This is a genomic window from Adlercreutzia muris (assembly GCF_041223505.1).
GTDB lineage: Bacteria > Actinomycetota > Coriobacteriia > Coriobacteriales > Eggerthellaceae > Adlercreutzia > Adlercreutzia muris.
In genome coordinates this window covers 24238-40101 of record NZ_JBCLQK010000001.1, presented here as the reverse complement: position 1 = coordinate 40101, position 15864 = coordinate 24238, and the positions used below count along the sequence as shown (strand labels likewise).

At 68.2% G+C, this 15864-nt stretch carries 10 protein-coding genes; 8 read left to right on the top strand and 2 right to left on the bottom strand.

Going from position 1 to position 15864, the window contains the following annotated elements:
* Nucleotides 1–10: 10 nt before the first annotated feature.
* Nucleotides 11–2461, top strand: a complete 2451-nt coding sequence (pheT, locus tag AAK988_RS00135; RefSeq protein WP_369880241.1) for a phenylalanine--tRNA ligase subunit beta — start codon at nt 11–13, stop codon at nt 2459–2461.
* Between the two features lie 20 nt (nt 2462–2481).
* On the opposite strand, the gene acpS is transcribed toward pheT, so the two are convergent.
* Entirely contained in the window at nt 2482–3036 is a 555-nt protein-coding gene (acpS, locus tag AAK988_RS00130) for a holo-ACP synthase (protein ID WP_240806261.1), read from the bottom strand.
* A gap of 208 nt (nt 3037–3244) precedes the next feature.
* On the opposite strand from acpS, the gene glmS reads away from it, so the two are divergent.
* Nucleotides 3245–5092, top strand: coding sequence for a glutamine--fructose-6-phosphate transaminase (isomerizing) (glmS, locus tag AAK988_RS00125; RefSeq protein ID WP_369880240.1), 1848 nt, complete (start codon nt 3245–3247; stop codon nt 5090–5092).
* Between the two features lie 21 nt (nt 5093–5113).
* On the top strand, nt 5114–6964 hold the full coding sequence (locus AAK988_RS00120; RefSeq protein WP_289636661.1) for a hybrid sensor histidine kinase/response regulator: 1851 nt from the start codon (nt 5114–5116) through the stop codon (nt 6962–6964).
* Nucleotides 6965–6973: 9 nt separating this feature from the next.
* On the opposite strand, the gene AAK988_RS00115 is transcribed toward AAK988_RS00120, so the two are convergent.
* Nucleotides 6974–7858, bottom strand: coding sequence for an NAD(P)H-hydrate dehydratase (locus AAK988_RS00115; RefSeq protein ID WP_369873388.1), 885 nt, complete (start codon nt 7856–7858; stop codon nt 6974–6976).
* Between the two features lie 156 nt (nt 7859–8014).
* Between AAK988_RS00115 and AAK988_RS00110 the strand changes: the two genes are divergently transcribed.
* The 5 genes from AAK988_RS00110 (at nt 8015) to AAK988_RS00090 (ending at nt 15799) form a co-directional block, all read left to right on the top strand.
* Nucleotides 8015–8554 carry an HdeD family acid-resistance protein gene (locus tag AAK988_RS00110; protein ID WP_160324698.1) on the top strand — a complete coding sequence of 180 codons (540 nt, stop codon included), beginning with the start codon at nt 8015–8017 and terminating at the stop codon, nt 8552–8554.
* Between the two features lie 198 nt (nt 8555–8752).
* A complete protein-coding gene (gene ligA, locus AAK988_RS00105) occupies nt 8753–10888 on the top strand; it encodes an NAD-dependent DNA ligase LigA (RefSeq protein ID WP_369873389.1) in 2136 nt (711 codons plus the stop codon).
* 323 nt (nt 10889–11211) lie between these two features.
* Nucleotides 11212–11793, top strand: coding sequence for a C40 family peptidase (locus AAK988_RS00100; protein ID WP_135971385.1), 582 nt, complete (start codon nt 11212–11214; stop codon nt 11791–11793).
* Between the two features lie 378 nt (nt 11794–12171).
* Nucleotides 12172–14640, top strand: coding sequence for a PASTA domain-containing protein (locus AAK988_RS00095; RefSeq protein WP_369873390.1), 2469 nt, complete (start codon nt 12172–12174; stop codon nt 14638–14640).
* A gap of 142 nt (nt 14641–14782) precedes the next feature.
* Complete coding sequence (locus AAK988_RS00090; RefSeq protein WP_369880237.1) at nt 14783–15799, top strand: MraY family glycosyltransferase; 1017 nt, start codon at nt 14783–14785, stop codon at nt 15797–15799.
* The last annotated feature ends 65 nt before the right edge of the window (nt 15800–15864 follow it).

Here is a 15864-nt window from a genome sequence, read left to right as displayed (position 1 = left end):
GAATGAAGCTATGAAAGTATCTTTGAAGTGGCTTTCGGAATATACGCAGGTGCCGGGCGATTTGAAGGCGTTCTGCGACCGGCTCGATCTGACGGGCACGGGCGTGGAGGGCGTCGAGCAGACCGGCGAGGCCTTTGAGGGCGTCGTCGTGGGGCACGTGCTCACCTGCGAGCCCCATCCCGATTCCGACCACATGCATGTGGTGACCGCAGACGTGGGGGCCGGCGAGCCGGTGCAGATCGTTTGCGGCGCTCCGAACATCGCCGCGGGCATCAAGGTGCCCGTGGCCTGTGTCGGCGCGGTGCTGCCCGGCGATTTCAAGATCAAGAAGTCGAAGCTGCGCGGCGTCGTCAGCTGCGGCATGTGCTGCTCCCAGCGGGAGCTGGGCCTCGGCTCCGACCATTCGGGCATCTGGATCCTGCCTGAGGAGACCCCCGTGGGCACCCCGGTGGCCGAGGTGATCGGCTCGGGTGACACGGTGCTCGATCTGGAGATCACCCCCAACCGCCCCGACTGCCTGTCGGTGGTGGGCATGGCCCGGGAAGTGGGGGCCATGTACCAGCAGCCGGTGACCTATCCTCTGGCCGACGACGTGGCGAAGCTCGCCGCCGTCACAGCCGGCGAGGATGTGGCCGCCACCGTCACCGTGGAGGTGCCCGACAGCGAGCGCTGCTGTCGGTACACGGCCCGGGTCATCGACAACGTGAAGGTGGGTCCCTCGCCCGATTGGCTCGCCGAGCGCGTGAGCGCCGCCGGCGGCCGCCCCATCAACAACGTGGTGGATGTGACCAACTACATCCTCTACCTCTACGGCCAGCCCCTGCACGCCTTCGACTTCGACACCCTGCGCGACGGCGACGGGCGCGTGCGCATCATCGTGCGCGGCGCTGCCGAGGGGGAGCGACTTGCCACCCTCGACGGGGTGGAGCGCGTTCTTTCCGAGGACATGACCGTCATCGCCACCCCCGAGCGGGCCGTGGCCCTGGCCGGCGTCATGGGCGGCCTGGACACCGAGGTGACCGAGGCCACCACGACGGTACTGCTGGAGTCGGCGGACTTCTGCAACGGTCGCACCTCCCGCACGAGCCGCAACCTCGGCCTTATCTCCGAGTCCTCCATGCGCTACGAGCGCGGGGTGGACGAGAGCCTGACCGAGCTTATCTCCCAGGCCGCGGCGGCCCTGCTCGCCGAGGTGTCCGGGGGCACCGTGCGCCCGGGTGTGGTGGACGTGTACGGCCGGCCGGCCGAGGCGCGCCCGCTCACTTTCCGCATCGACCGCTTCAACGCCATGATGGGCGCCGATATTCCCACCGATTTCATTGAGGACATCCTCGTGCGCCTCGGCTGTGCCGTGGAGGCCACCGGCGAGGCCGCGATGCTCTCGGTGCTGGCCCCCACCTTCCGTCCCGACCTGGAGCGCGAGATCGACCTGTACGAGGAAGTGCTGCGCCTGTGGGGCATGGACCGCATCGAGCCGACGTTGCCCGGCGGCCGCGAGCGCGTGGGCGCCCGCACCCCCGAGCAGGAGACGCTGCGGCTGGTGAACGCCGTGCTGCGGGCCTCGGGCCTCAACGAGACCATGACCTACTCCTTCGCCGAGCCCGGCGACATAGAGCGGCTGCGCCTACCCGCCGACGGCCTCGGCCTGGCGGTGGAGCTGCTGAACCCGCTCAACGCCGACCAGTCGGTCATGCGCCAGTCCATCGTGCCGAACCTGCTGCGGTCGGTGGCCTACAACCAGGCCCGCGGCGTGAAGAACATCCAGCTCTACGAGATCGGCACGGTGTTCTCGGCCGCCGAGGGGCGCAAGAAGGCCAAGGAGCGCAAGAAGCTCGCCGCCGTCATGGCCGGCTCCATGGGGGATGCGGCCTGGAACGCGCCGGCGGTGCCCTTCGACTTCTTCGACGGCAAGGGTGTGCTGGAGAACCTGGCCCGCGAGCTGGCGTGCCCCAAGGTGCGCTTCCGGGCCCTGGCCGCCGATGAGGCGCCCCAGCTGCAGCCCGGCCGGGCCGCCGAGATGCTCTCCGGCGGCGCCGTCATCGGCTGGGTCGGCGAGGTGCACCCGCTTGTGTGCGACGCCTTCGACGCGATGGCGCCGGTGGTGGCCTTCGAGCTGGACGTGGCGGCCCTCGTGAAGGCGGCCCGTCCCGCCCGCGACTACGTGGCCGTGCCCACCTTCCCGGCCGTGGTGGTGGACCAGGCCTTCGTGGTGGGGGAGGACGTGACCCACGAGAAACTCGTGCAGGTGATGACCTCGGCCGGCGGCAAGCTGCTGGAATCGGTGGCCCTGTTCGACGTGTACCGCGACGAGGAGCGCGTGGGGGCGGGCAAGAAGTCCATGGCCTACACCCTCACCTACCGCGCCGCCGATCGCACCCTCACGGGCGAGGAAGTGGAGCGGGCCCACGGCAAGCTGGTGGCCAAGGTGGAAAAGGCCTGCGGCGCCGAGGTGCGCGGCTAGCGGTTGGGAGGCGGCCGGGGCTACTCCCGGCCGCCCTCGTTTGCGGGGAGCTCGTCGAGAAACGAGCGGGCCTCCTTGAACTGGCGGGTCAGCTCCTCCATGGGGTCGCGCCGGCGCTTTTGGGCGGCCACAGACTCGTCGGTGATGGCCATGGCGCAGGCCACGGCGTCGGTGTGCGTGTAGGACAGCGAGATGGGGATCTCGCGTACCCCCATCTCCCGGGCCACCTCCCGGGCCCGGCCCGTGAGCACCACGTAGGGGCGCCCCTTGCTCGTGCGGCGCACCTCCACGTCGAGCCAGCCGATGCCCTCGGAGAACCCCGTTCCCAGGGCCTTGAGCACCGCCTCCTTGGCGGCGAAGCGGGTGGCGTAGTGCACCTCCGGGTGGGCGTGGCCGTCGCAGTAGGCCCGCTCGGCGGCGGAGTAGACCTTCTCGGTGAAGGCGGGAGAGCGCTTGATGATGCGGGCCATGCGCTCGATCTCCACGATATCGACGCCGAGGCCCACCGAATCGCTCGCCACGGCCATGGACAGGGCACCGTCGACGATAGCCTGGGATTTCTTGGATCGGGCCACAATGCCGCCTTTCCTTGGGAGTGCCGGGGAGGGGGAGGCGGCTCGCCGGTCGCGCCGCCTCCGTGTCGCCCGCCATTCTACCAGATGCGCCCCGTGCGCACGTTTCGTGAAACGGGGCGCGGCATTCTGCCCGCGACGGTACAATGATGCGAATCACCGACAAGAACGAGGGGCGCTCCGGTGCGTCCCGTTTCCAAAGGAGCAACCTATGTGCGGAATCGTTGGATACACGGGGGCCGCCCCCGCCGAACCCATCCTCATCGAGGGACTTTCCCGCATGGAGTACCGCGGCTACGACTCGGCCGGCGTGGCCGTGCAGCAGGGGGAGGCCATCGAGGTGGTGTGCCGCAAGGGGAAGGTGTCCGAGCTGGCCCACACCCTCGAGCACTTCGATCTGACCGGCACCTGCGGCATCGGGCACACCCGCTGGGCCACCCACGGCAAGCCGAGCGAGGCCAACGCCCATCCGCACACCTCCTGCGCCGGCGATATCGCCGTGGTGCACAACGGCATCATCGAGAACTTCGCCGAGCTGCGCGAGGAGCTGATCGGCCGCGGCCACGCCTTCAAGTCCGAGACCGACACCGAGGTGGTGGCCCACCTCGTGGAAGAGGCCTACCAGCGGCTGCGCGAGGCCGGCGCCGGCGACCTGCGCGCCGCCGTGGCCGAGGCCGCCTCCCAGCTCGTGGGCGCCTACGGCCTGGCCGTCATGGCCGAGGGCGAGCCGGGCACCATCATCGTCTGCCGCAAGGACTCGCCCATCGTGGTGGGCCGCGGCGAGACGGGCAGCTACGTGGCCAGCGACATCATCGCCCTGATCGATGCCACCCGCGATGTGGTGGTGCTCGCCGACGACCAGATGGCGCGCCTGACGGCCGACGGCATCGCCTACTTCGACATGGACGGAAACCCGCTCGAGCCCGAGGTGACCCACGTTGATTGGGATATCGACGTGGCCGAGAAGGGGGGCTATCCCGACTTCATGCTGAAGGAGATCCACGAGCAGCCCCGGGTCATCCGCGACACCCTGGCCGGCCGCCTTTCCGGCGGCTCGCTCACCATCGACGAGCTGGACATGACTCCGGCCGAGCTCAACCTCGTCGATCGCGTCTACGTCATCGCCTGCGGCACCTCCTACCACGCCGGCCTCATCGCCAAGAACCTCATCGAGGGCTGGGCCCGCATCCCCTGCGAGGTGGAGGTGGCCAGCGAGTTCCGCTACCGCAATCCCATCATCACCCCCACGACCCTCGTGGTGGCCGTGTCCCAGTCCGGTGAGACCGCCGACACCCTGGCCGCCATCCGCGACGCCCGGGTGCGCGGCGCAAAGGTCTTCGGCATCACCAACGTGGTGGGAAGCCCCGTGGCCCGCGAGTCCGACGGCGTCATCTACACCAAGGCCAACAAGGAGATCGCCGTGGCCTCCACCAAGAGCTTCCTGGGCCAGGTGGTCTCCCTCACCCTGTTGGCCATGCTGCTGGGCCAGTCCACGGGCCGGCTCACCCAGGGCCAGATCAAGCTCCTGTTCAGCGAGCTGGCCGACACGGCCGAGGCCGTGGAGCGCATCCTCACCGAGTGCGGGCCGGCCGTAAAAGAGGCCGCTCGGGCCATGGTGGATGCCCCGAGCGCCCTGTTCATCGGCCGCGGCATGGGGGCGGCCACCTCCTACGAGGGGGCCTTGAAGCTCAAGGAGATCAGCTATCTGCACGCCGAGGCCTACGCCGCCGGCGAGATGAAGCACGGCCCCATCGCGCTCATTGACGAGAACTTCCCCGTGGTGGCCATCGCCACCGACAGCCCGGTCTACGACAAGGTGGTCTCGAACCTCCAGGAGTCCCGGGCCCGCGGCGCCTGCATCATCGCCGTGGCCACCGAGGGCGACGAGGATATCGCCAAGCACGCCGACCATGTCATCTGCATCCCGAAGGTGCGCGACGCCTTCAGCCCCATCACCGCGAGCGTGCCTCTGCAGCTTCTGGCCCGCGAGGTGGCCTTGCTGCGCGGCTGCGACGTGGACCAGCCCCGCAACCTGGCCAAGTCCGTCACGGTGGAATAGCTTCTCGGGCGGCCGGCGACCATGAGGCAGAGACTCGATTCCCGGACCATCTTCGTGGCCGTCGCGGCCGTGGTCATTGCCTTGGCCGCGGTCATTGCCGCCGCCGGCCTGCACTACTACGCCACTATCCACGAGCTGGTGGTGCAGGCCGACGCCATCATGCCCACGGATAAGGCCGAGGGCACCGCCATCGTGACCGTGACGGCGCGGCTCGTGGCCGTGCTCGTGGGCTCGGTGCTTCTGGCCGTGGCCGCCATCGCCGCCCTGCTCGTGTACCGCAACCGCCGCGAGCGGCGGGGCGAGCGCTACGTGCAGAGCATCTATCAGGCCATCGGCGCCAACATCGACACGGCCATCTTCATTGTGGACAGCAAGGACCGAGTCGTGGAGGCGGTATTCGAGAACATCCAGGACATTCTGGGGGTGCCGGCCGCTGCGTTCTTCGCCGTGGACGGCCTGTCGGCCAACGAGGCCTACGCGAAGGTGGCGGCTATCGTGCACTCCGGCGTGCCGGGCGAGCGTCGCACCTGGGAGTTCCAGTGCTTCAACGGGGCCCTCGGCCGGAATATGTGGCTGCGCATCACGAGCCGCCCGGTCGTGCTCGGCGGCAGCGAGAAGATCATCTACTCGCTCACCGATGTGACCCACGAGCACGATATCCGCCAGAAGCTCATGGATACGGTGGCCGCCGCCGAGGAGGCCAACCGGGCCAAGAGCAACTTCCTCTCGGCCATGAGCCACGACATCCGCACCCCCATGAACGCCATCCTGGGCTTCTCGGCCCTCATCGACCGCGATGCCGACGACCCCGAGACCGTGCGCGAGTACAACCGCAAGATCGCCACGTCCGGCCAGCATCTGCTCGGGCTCATCAACGACGTGCTCGACATGTCGAAGATCGAGTCGGGCAAGACCACCTTGGCGGCCTCGGAGTTTCGCCTGAGCGAGACCGTGGCGGCGGTGGAGGCCATGATGCGGCCCCAGACCAGCGCCCGGGATCAGGTCTTCACCGTGGAAGTGACCGGCGTGACCTATGAGGCCCTCGTGGGCGACGAGGGGCGCCTGCGGCAGATTCTCATGAACGTGCTGTCGAATGCCATGAAGTACACTCCCGAGGGCGGTTCCATCCGCTTCGCCATCGACGGATCCCTCAAACGCCACGGCGCGTTGCAGCATCTGCGCATCGTGGTGGCCGACGACGGCATCGGCATGGCACCGGAGTACCTGGCCACCATCTTCGACTCGTTTTCCCGGGAGGAGTCGAGCCTGACCAACAAGATCCAGGGCACCGGTCTCGGCATGGCCATCACCAAGAACCTCGTAGACCTCATGGGCGGCACCATCGCCGTGGAGAGCGCCCTCGGCCGTGGCTCCACCTTCACCATCGATCTGGACTTCCCGCCGGCGGTCGGGGATGCGGCCGATGTGGACGTTCCGGCCCCCGAGGCCCCGGTGGACATCGACGAGGCCCTCGGCGGCCGCCACTTCCTCGTAGCGGAGGACAACGATCTGAACGCCGAGGTCATCGCTGCGGTGCTGGGTATCCACCATGGAACCTGCGATGTGGCCGAGAACGGCCGGGAGGCCGTGGAGATGTTCTCTGCCGCGCCCGCGGGCACCTACGCCATGATCTTCATGGATGTGCAGATGCCGGTCATGAACGGCCACGAGGCCGCCCGGGCCATCCGAGCCCTCGATCGGCCGGACGGGCGCACCATCCCCATCATCGCCATGACGGCCAACGCCTTCGCCGAGGATAAGCGGGAGGCCCTTGCGGCGGGTATGGACGCCCATGTGTCCAAGCCCATCGACGTGGCCGTCCTTGCCAAGACCGTAGCGGCACTGTCCCGCCCCGAGTCCTCTGGGGCTTAAGCGGCTCGCTTACCGGCCCGCGATGGCCCGCACGGCGGCCGGCAGATAAGAGGGGAGATCCTCGGCGACTACGCAGATGGCCGTGCGTGCCTCCTCGGCGGCCCGGGCCGCCTCGGCATGGAGGGCGCAGCCGAGGGCGGCGCTGTCCCGCGCCCCGATGCCCTGGGCGAGCAGCGCTCCGATGATGCCGGCGAGCACGTCGCCCGTACCGGCCTTGGCCAGGGCCGCCGTGCCGCGGTCCATGGCCTCCACCCCCGCGCCGTCGGCTATGTAGGTACACGGGCCCTTGAGGGCCACGACGGCCCCGAAGGCCCGGGCGAGCTCGCGGGCGAGGGCCGCTTCCGTAAGGCCCTCTTCCAGCTGCGCCGCCCGGGCGAGCCGGGCCGCCTCGCCGCCATGGGGCGTCAGCACGAGGGGCAGCCCCGCACAGGCCCGCTCAGCGGCCAGGCGCAGCCCCGTCGCGCTCGCCAGGAGGGTCAGGGCGCCCCCGTCGACGAGGAGCGGGCCGGCGAAGGCGCGCAGGGTCTCCATGACGAGCGGTCCCTCGGTCTTCTCCTCGCCGGCGAACCCGCAGCCGATGACGCAGGCGCCGGGGCGGTCGGGGCTTAGGACGGCTCCGCGGCTCGGCTGCCAATGGCGCCAATCTTGCGCGACGAGGGAGGGGCTCGCGGCCCGCACGGCGAGCAGCGACTTCCCCGCGCAGAACACCTCGGTGTAGCCGGCCCCGGCCCGCTGGGAGGCCGTGGCCGCCAGGCAGGCCGCTCCGGGGTAGGCCGGCGAGCCCGCTACGAGGGCGAGGCGCCCGCGGCTGTACTTGTGGGCGTCGGGGGCGGGCCAGGGGAGCAGAGCCGCCAGCGCGGCATCGGTGCGAGGGGGTGCGACGGTGAAGGTCATGGGGGTCCTTTCCCGGGCGACGATCATTCCAACGCCGTGCCAACGCGGCGCAATCTCCTGGGCAACGGCCGCGCCGAGAGCGCTATGCCGCCTGGCGCGGCCCCCTACAATGGGAGCCTACCTAGTATACAACCTCGCATAAGGAGTGTGGAAACCATGGATATCAAACCGGGACGCAACTGGGCGCTGTTCGCCGCCGGCATTGCGCTCATCATCATCGGCTTCATCTTGCTCATGGTGCCGGGCCTCACGCTCGTGACCATCGCCATCCTGGCCGGCTGCATGTTCGTGGCCGCTGGCATCGTGGACGGCTGGGCCTTCTTCAGGTACCGCAAGAGCGCGGGCCTGTCGGCCTGGGCGCTCGCCTACGCCGCCTGCGACCTCATCTTAGGCGTGCTCTTCATCGCGCACCCCGTGGCGTCGGCCGTGGTGATCCCCTGGGTCATGGGCATCTTCGTCATCGCCTACGGCGTGTTCGGGATCGTGGCCTCGGTTCGGCTGCGGGAGGTGCTGCCCGGCTGGGGCTGGGTGCTGTTCTCCGGCATCGTGAGCGTGCTGTGCGGTTTCGCCTTCATCATCGCCCCGGGCTCCTTCGCCCTGTTCCTCGGGCTGTTCCTTATGGCCCGCGGTGCGCAGATGGCCGTCTACGGCGTGACCCTGCCCCAGGCGCCGACGCGCTTCGCCCACAACCACTAGGCGCACGGCGGCGACGGGTGCGGCCCTACGGCTTCGCCCGTCGCCCCGGCGGTGGTATCATAGCCGCTGCGACACGACCGAGGGCCCGGATTCGTCCGGGCCCTCGCTGACGAGGCGGCCGTCTTCCCCGCGGGAGGCGGCCGGTGCGACGGGCGGGGCCGCGCCACGGCCCTGCGGCGAGGAGAAAGGCGCATATCCATGGTTCAGCGGGAAAGCCCCCTGTTCGACGAGGCGGCCCTGGCGGCCGCGGCGAGCGATCCGGCCGCCCGGGCGGCGGCCCTGCGTCGCGAGATCGAGCACCACAGCTACCAGTACTATGCTCTTGACAACCCCACCATCTCGGATGCGGCCTTCGACTCCCTCATGGGCGAGCTGCGCGAGATCGAGGCGGCTCATCCGGAGCTGGTGACGCCGGCCTCGCCCACCCAGCGCGTGGGGGGCTACGTGGGCGAGCAGTTCGCCCCTGTCGTGCACGAGCGGCGCATGTACTCGCTCGACAACGCTATGGACTTAGACGAGCTGGACGCGTGGCTCGGGCGCGTGGAAGAGGCCTGCGGGGGCGTGCTGCCGCCGTTGTGCTGCGAGCTCAAGATCGACGGCAGCTCCATTGCCCTTACCTACGAGGACGGCCTGCTCGTGCGCGCCGCCACTCGCGGCGACGGCACCACCGGCGAGGACGTGACCGTGAACATGCGCACCGTGCGCGACGTGCCCCTGCGCCTGCGCGAGGGGGCGCTTGCCGCCATCACGCCCGGCACCGACGCGCTCGAGCTGCGCGGCGAGGTGTACATGCCCAAGAAGAGCTTCGAGGTGCTCAACGCCGCCGCCGTCACCGAGGGGCGCCCTCCCTTCGCCAACCCGCGCAATGCCGCGGCCGGATCGCTGCGCCAGAAGGACGCGCGCGTCACCCAGGGGCGCGACCTGTCCACCTTCATGTACGCCATCGCCGACGAGGGGGCGCTCGACATTGCCGGCCAGTGGGAGCTGCTCCAGTGGCTGCGCGAGGCCGGATTCCATGTAAACCCCGATGTGCGGCTGTGCGAGAGCGCCGAGGAGGTGCGCGCCTTCTGCGAGGAGGCCGTCCGGCGCCGCGATACACTGCCCTACGAGATCGACGGCGTGGTGGTGAAGGTGAACGCCTTCGCCCGTCAGGCGGCCATGGGATTCACCGCCCGGGCTCCGCGCTGGGCCATCGCCTTCAAGTTCCCGCCCGAGGAGAAGACTACCCAACTGCTGGACATCACCGTGCAGGTGGGCCGCACCGGCGCGCTCACGCCCGTGGCAGAGCTGGAGCCGGTATCGGTGGCCGGGTCCACCGTGGCCCGGGCGACGCTGCACAACTTAGATGAGGTGCACCGCAAGGACGTGCGCGTGGGCGACACAGTCATCGTGCGCAAGGCCGGCGACGTGATCCCCGAGGTGCTCGGTCCGGTGCTGGCCCTGCGTAGCCCCGAGGCCCGCATCTGGGAGATGCCGAGCGCGTGCCCCAGCTGCGGCAGCCCTGTGGTGCGCGACGAGGGCGAGGTGGCCTTCCGCTGCATCTCCATCGATTGCCCGGCCCAGGCTTTGGAACGGCTGCTCCATTGGGCGAGCCGCGGGGCGCTTGACATCGACGGCATGGGGGAGGAGATCGTAAGCCGGCTCGTGGAAAGCGGACGGGTAGCCGATGTGGCCGACTACTACTCGCTCTCTGAGGACGAGCTGGCCGCCATCGATATGGGCCGCGTGAACAAGGATGGCGAGCCCATCCGCCTGGGGCACACGGTGGCGAAAAAGCTCGTGGCCGCCATCGAGGCCTCCAAGGGCCGCCCCTTCGCCCGCGTGCTCTTCGGCCTGGGCATCCGCCATGTGGGCAAGACCACCGCCGAGCTTCTGGCCGGCGCCTTCCCCTCCATGGAGGCCCTGGCCGCTGCCGGCGAGGACGAGCTGGCCGGGATAAACGGCGTGGGCCCGAAGATGGCCCACGGCATCTGGCTGTTCTTCCGCACGCCGGACAACGTCTCGGTCATCGAGCGGCTGCGGGCCGCCGGCGTGGCCATGGCCGCCGAGGTCATGGAAGTCGACGAGGCGGTGCCCCAGGTGCTCGCCGGGCTCACCTTCGTGCTCACGGGCACCCTGGCCGCCTCGGGTATGACCCGGGATGAGGCCGGGGCGCGCTTGCGCGCCATGGGGGCGAAGGTGTCGGGCTCTGTATCGAAGAAGACGAGCTTCGTCGTGGCGGGGGAGAGCGCCGGCTCGAAGTACGACAAGGCCATCTCCCTCGGCGTTCCTGTGCTCGATGAGGCGGCCCTTCTGCACCTGCTGGAGACCGGCGAGGTGCCGCGCGTGGAATAAGGATCGCCCTGCTCCTCCGGAGCGCGGCTGCGCGGTGTCTTGATTCACTCAAGCTGCCCCCGCTTCGGGGACAGCACCGCCGAGCCCTCGTCGTTGCGGAACTCGCCCGGTCAGGGTGACCCGCATCCAACCTTTCGGTTCAAACGTTCTTCTGAGCAGGGCATTCGCCTCCAATCCGTCTCTCATCTTTTTCCTCAGGAATGGAGGCCGTGCGAAGCGGCCGTGTCCATCCCGTTTATTTCCCGCGAGGGGGCTGTGAACTGAAGGCGCGGGACTTGTGAAGGGCCTTGGACGAGGGCGGCCGACCCGTTACACTCGCCGCCATGCTTAGTTACAGATTTCTCACCCAGCGGGCGCGCACCCTTCTGCTCGCCTGCGCCCTTTCCGCGACGATGATCGCGATGAGCGCCCCGGAGGCCCAGGCTAACGAGGTCGCGCAGGACAACCCCTTCACTCACATCGAGTCCTTCGCCAACGAGATCAAAGACTACGTGGGCGCTGTGGCCGACGGCGCCGCCGAGCGCGCCGCCGAGGAGGAGCGCGCGATCCGGCGCCAGTCGGTCGTAGACGAGGCCGCGAGCCACCTCGGGGTTCCCTACGTCTACGGCGGCACCACGCCGGCCGGCTTCGACTGCTCTGGGTTCACCCGGTGGGTTTTCGAGCACGCCCTCGGCATGGCGCTTCCCCGCACTGCCGCGGAGCAGAGCGCCCTGGGGGAGGCGGTCTCGCTCGACGAGGTGCTCCCCGGCGATTTGCTCTTCTGGGGCAGCGGCAGTGGCGTGTACCACGTGGGCGTCTACGTCGGCGACGGCGAGTACATCCACGCCTCCACGGGCGGCGGCCGCATTATGCGGGCCACCTTCGACTACTTCGCCCCCTCCTTCGCCAAGCGCCTCGTGGCCTAAGGGCTCCGAAGGAAGGTCAGCGAGCCCGGTCGGCTCTCGCTCGCGACTCTGTTTCCCAATCCTGAGCCCGCTCATCAGTGAAAAAAGTCATCCACGGAAAAATATTATCGGCGGCCTAAAGCGGGGAAACAGGGCGGCATATTCCGGAAGTTCCAGGCAAAATGCCAGATCAGTAACGGTTTTGTCGCCGTTTTGCCCCATTGCTCATCGATGCCATCAGCGAAACATCGTTCCAACGAGATGTTTTCGCAGGTTGGACAGCGCAAGAAGTCGCGCTATAATGCCTACCTCAAGGCACCCGCTTGCCTTGGATTCGCATACCCGGACAGTTGGGGTCTGCGAAGCCCGTGAGAGATGATGACACAAGAGGAGGCATTGATGACCTCATCGAAAAACGCAGTCTCGCTATTGACGGCAGCTGCCCTCGTCGTTGCCCCGGTGGGCGGCGTGGCCGCTAATTATAAGACCGCCCACGCCGACGAGGGCGAGGGCGACGACGGCCACGTTCGCGAGGCTGACGAAACCCAGGAGGGAAAGACCCTCGCCGACGTGGAGTACGCCAAGGCCAACGGCGAGTACAGCAGCGAGGCCGACTACGCTAAGGACGTTCAGGAGGCGCTCGGCAACGAGGCCGCACCTGAGGAGGCTCCGGCTCCGGAAGAGAGTGCCGAGTCCGAAGGCGCCGGCGATGGCGCCACCGAGGGCGAGGACACGGGCGAGGCTGCCCCGGAGGGCTCCGAGGGCACTCCCGAGGGCACGCTGCCCCCGGTCGACCAGAACAAGCCCGTCGAGGGCGAAGGCGAGGGAGAGGGCACCACGAAGTTCGAGATGCCCAACCTGGTGGACAAGTCCCTCGAGGCGGCCAAGAGCATTCTCGCCGAGGCCCATCTGAACCTCTCCGACGATATCCAGTACGAGTTCAGCGCGGCCCCCAAGGGCACGGTGCTCTCCACCAACCCCGCGGCGGGCACTACGGTGAACGCCGGGGACACGGTGCAGCTCGTCGTCTCCAAGGGCACCGAGAAGGTGGCCGTCCCCGATTTCAAGAACATGACGCTGGAAGAGGCCATGGCGGCTCTCGACCCGTCCTGCCTGACCCTGTCCAGCGAGAAGCCCGTCTACGAGTTCAGCGACACGGTGGAGGCCGGGCGCGTCATCGCCACCTCGCCGGCCGCCGGCACCGTGGTGGACAACGGCGCGGCCGTGCAGTTCACCATCTCCAAGGGCGCTGACCCCGACCAGAAGCCCGATGGGGGCCAGGAGCCGGGTGAAGACGACGGCAACAAGCCCTCCCAGCCGGAGACGCCCGAGCCCCCCGTGGTCGATCCGAGCAATCCGGTGGATTCCGGCGTGCAGAAGCCCAAGCCCGACGGGGCCGGCGGCACCACCGATGCCAGCCACACCGCGGCCGTGAACAAGGGCCAGGCCCAGACGCCCCTCAAGCAGGTGGCCGTCACGGTGCCCTCCATCTCGTTCACCCATATGGACAACTCCTCCTATGTGGCCCGCCACTACAGCGAGGATCTGACCACCGAGAAGTTCATCTCGCTGGTGGGCGAGTCGGCCCGCACCATCGCCGCCGACAACGACCTGTACGCCTCGGTGATGATCGCCCAGGCCATTCTGGAGTCCGCTTCCGGCAACTCCACGCTGGCCCAGGCGCCGAACAACAACCTCTTCGGCATCAAGGGCACGTACAAGGGCAGCTCGGTGTCGCTGGCCACCCGCGAGGATGACGGCTCCGGCGCCACCTACACCATCATGAGCGACTTCCGCCAGTACGCCAATGTGGACGAGTCGCTTTCCGACTACGCCGATTTGCTGTCCAACTCCATGGGCGACTTCTACGCCGGCGCGCGCAAGTCGAACACCGACAGCTTCGTGGATGCCTGCGACTTCCTCGTGGGCCGCTACGCCACGGACATCTTCTATTCCGAGAAGCTGCAGGACCTCATCGAGACCTACGACCTCACCCGCTTCGACGTGCCGCTCACCTACGAGCTCACCGAGACCTTCGTGCTGCCGGTAAAAGACGAGGTGACCGGTCTGGATCTGTACCTGGATCCCGTGGCCGATAAGGAGGCCTACGACGCCTTAGTGGCCGAGTACGAGGCCTACGTGGATGCCACGAGCGAGTACCAGCAGGCGCTGGCCACCTGGGAAGAGCAGATGGCTCGGGCCGAGGAGCTCTACCATGTGCCCGTGTACCTGGAGAAGCCCTCGGTACCCGCGGCCGATACGGCCATGCAGCAGCATCAGAATGCCATCGATGCCGAGCGCTTCGACGGCTTCGACAAGCTCATCGCCGCCGGCGCCCCTCTGCCGGTGCGCGAGGCCCGCACCCTGAACGACCTCACGTCTCTGGCGAACTCCTTCCTCGGTGTGCCCTACCTGTGGGGCGGCACCACGCCGTCCGGCTTCGACTGCTCGGGCCTCGTGCAGTACTGCTACCGCGAGGTGTTCAACATCGAGCTGCCCCGCACCACCTACTACCAGTGCGAGGTGGGCGTGGAGGTGCCCTTCTCGGAGCTGCTCCCGGGCGACCTGCTGTTCTTCGCCGAGAACGGCGATGTGCACCATGTGGCCATGTACCTGGGCGACGGCTATTACGTCGAGGCGCCCCATACGGGCGATGTGGTGAAGATCACCGCCATGAACGACAAGCTGCCCGACTTCGCCAAGCGCGTGGTCGAGGTGCGCGATGTGGAGCTGTCCGAGTACAGCGACGCGCAGCTGGCCATGTTCGTGGAGCGTGAGAAGTACCTCCAGGAGCGCGAGCAGCGCATGGGTGTCTCCGACGAGGCTCTCGAGGAGCTGACAACGTGGCTGCAGGGCCTCGAGTTCTAACCTCTCGGCCTGCGTGGGAGTAACACTGCGACATTTTCTGGTGCTGGGCCTGATTGCCTTCGCCGTGACGTACCTCTGCGTCCCGTTGGCAAGAAGGCTCGCACTGCGTTTGGACGCCGTTGACTATCCGAACGCGCGCCGGGTGAATAAGCGCCCGGTGCCGCGGATGGGCGGCATCGCCATGGCCTGCGGTATTGCCGTGGCGCTTTTGGTGGAGGTGGCCGGCGAGTTCCTCTTCGGCTGGGCCGGCTTCTACGTGCATCCTACCCACGGCACCATCAACCACGTCGGCGTCATGGCCGGTCTTCTGGTGGTGGTGCTGGTGGGCGCTCTGGACGACGTGTACTCGCTGCCCCCTAAGATGAAGCTGCTGGGCCAGGTGATCGGTGCGTCGATCATCGCGGCCTCGGGGCTTCTGCTGTCGAGCATCGCCAATCCCCTGGGGGCGGGCTTCATCCAGTTCGGCTGGCTCGCCTATCCGCTCACGGTGCTCTACCTCGTGTGCTTCATGAACGTCATCAACCTCATCGACGGCCTGGACGGCCTGGCTGCCGGCATTGCGGCCATCGCGTCTTTCTTCCTGTTCCTCATCGCCTTCGGGCGGGGACTGGAGGAGACGGCCATGCTGTCCATCGTGCTCCTCGGTGCCGCCCTGGCCTTTCTGCGCTACAACTTCGCTCCAGCGAGCATCTTCATGGGCGATTCCGGCTCGCTCATGCTGGGGGCCATGATCGGCGTCATCTCGCTCATGGGCGTCATGCGCTCGCCGACCCTCATCGTGCTGGCGGTGCCCGTGGTGATCGCGGCCATTCCCATCGCCGACACGGCGGCGGCCATTGTGCGGCGCGTGTACCACCACAAGCCCATCCAGCAGGCCGACCGCAAGCATTTGCACCACATGCTTCTGCGCAAGGGCTACGGCGTGCGCAAGTCCGTGGTCATCGTGTACGCGTGGACGACGCTGCTCGGCATGGGAGCCTGGGTCATGTCCACCACCCACGGCGTGGCCGTGTGGGCCATGATGGCCGTCATGCTCGTGGGATCGTTCTTCATCCTCTGGAAGATCGGCATCTTCGACCAGGTGCTGCGCCACCACTACCACGGCCGTCACACCCGCCAGGAGGATAAGCCCCGCTGGTACGGCAAGCACGGGCGGTAGGGCGCCCCGCGGCCGGCGGGGCGAACGATCGAGTGCGCGTCTGATCGGTAAAGCTGGCCAGTCGC

Bases quoted from the DNA above. Each gene is read 5' to 3' on its own strand.
- pheT (WP_369880241.1), top strand. From the start codon at position 11: ATGAAAGTATCTTTGAAGTGGCTTTCGGAATATACGCAGGTGCCGGGC.
- glmS (WP_369880240.1), top strand. From the start codon at position 3,245: ATGTGCGGAATCGTTGGATACACGGGGGCCGCCCCCGCCGAACCCATC.
- AAK988_RS00120 (WP_289636661.1), top strand. From the start codon at position 5,114: ATGAGGCAGAGACTCGATTCCCGGACCATCTTCGTGGCCGTCGCGGCC.
- AAK988_RS00115 (WP_369873388.1), bottom strand. From the start codon at position 7,858: ATGACCTTCACCGTCGCACCCCCTCGCACCGATGCCGCGCTGGCGGCT.
- AAK988_RS00110 (WP_160324698.1), top strand. From the start codon at position 8,015: ATGGATATCAAACCGGGACGCAACTGGGCGCTGTTCGCCGCCGGCATT.
- ligA (WP_369873389.1), top strand. From the start codon at position 8,753: ATGGTTCAGCGGGAAAGCCCCCTGTTCGACGAGGCGGCCCTGGCGGCC.
- AAK988_RS00100 (WP_135971385.1), top strand. From the start codon at position 11,212: ATGCTTAGTTACAGATTTCTCACCCAGCGGGCGCGCACCCTTCTGCTC.
- AAK988_RS00095 (WP_369873390.1), top strand. From the start codon at position 12,172: ATGACCTCATCGAAAAACGCAGTCTCGCTATTGACGGCAGCTGCCCTC.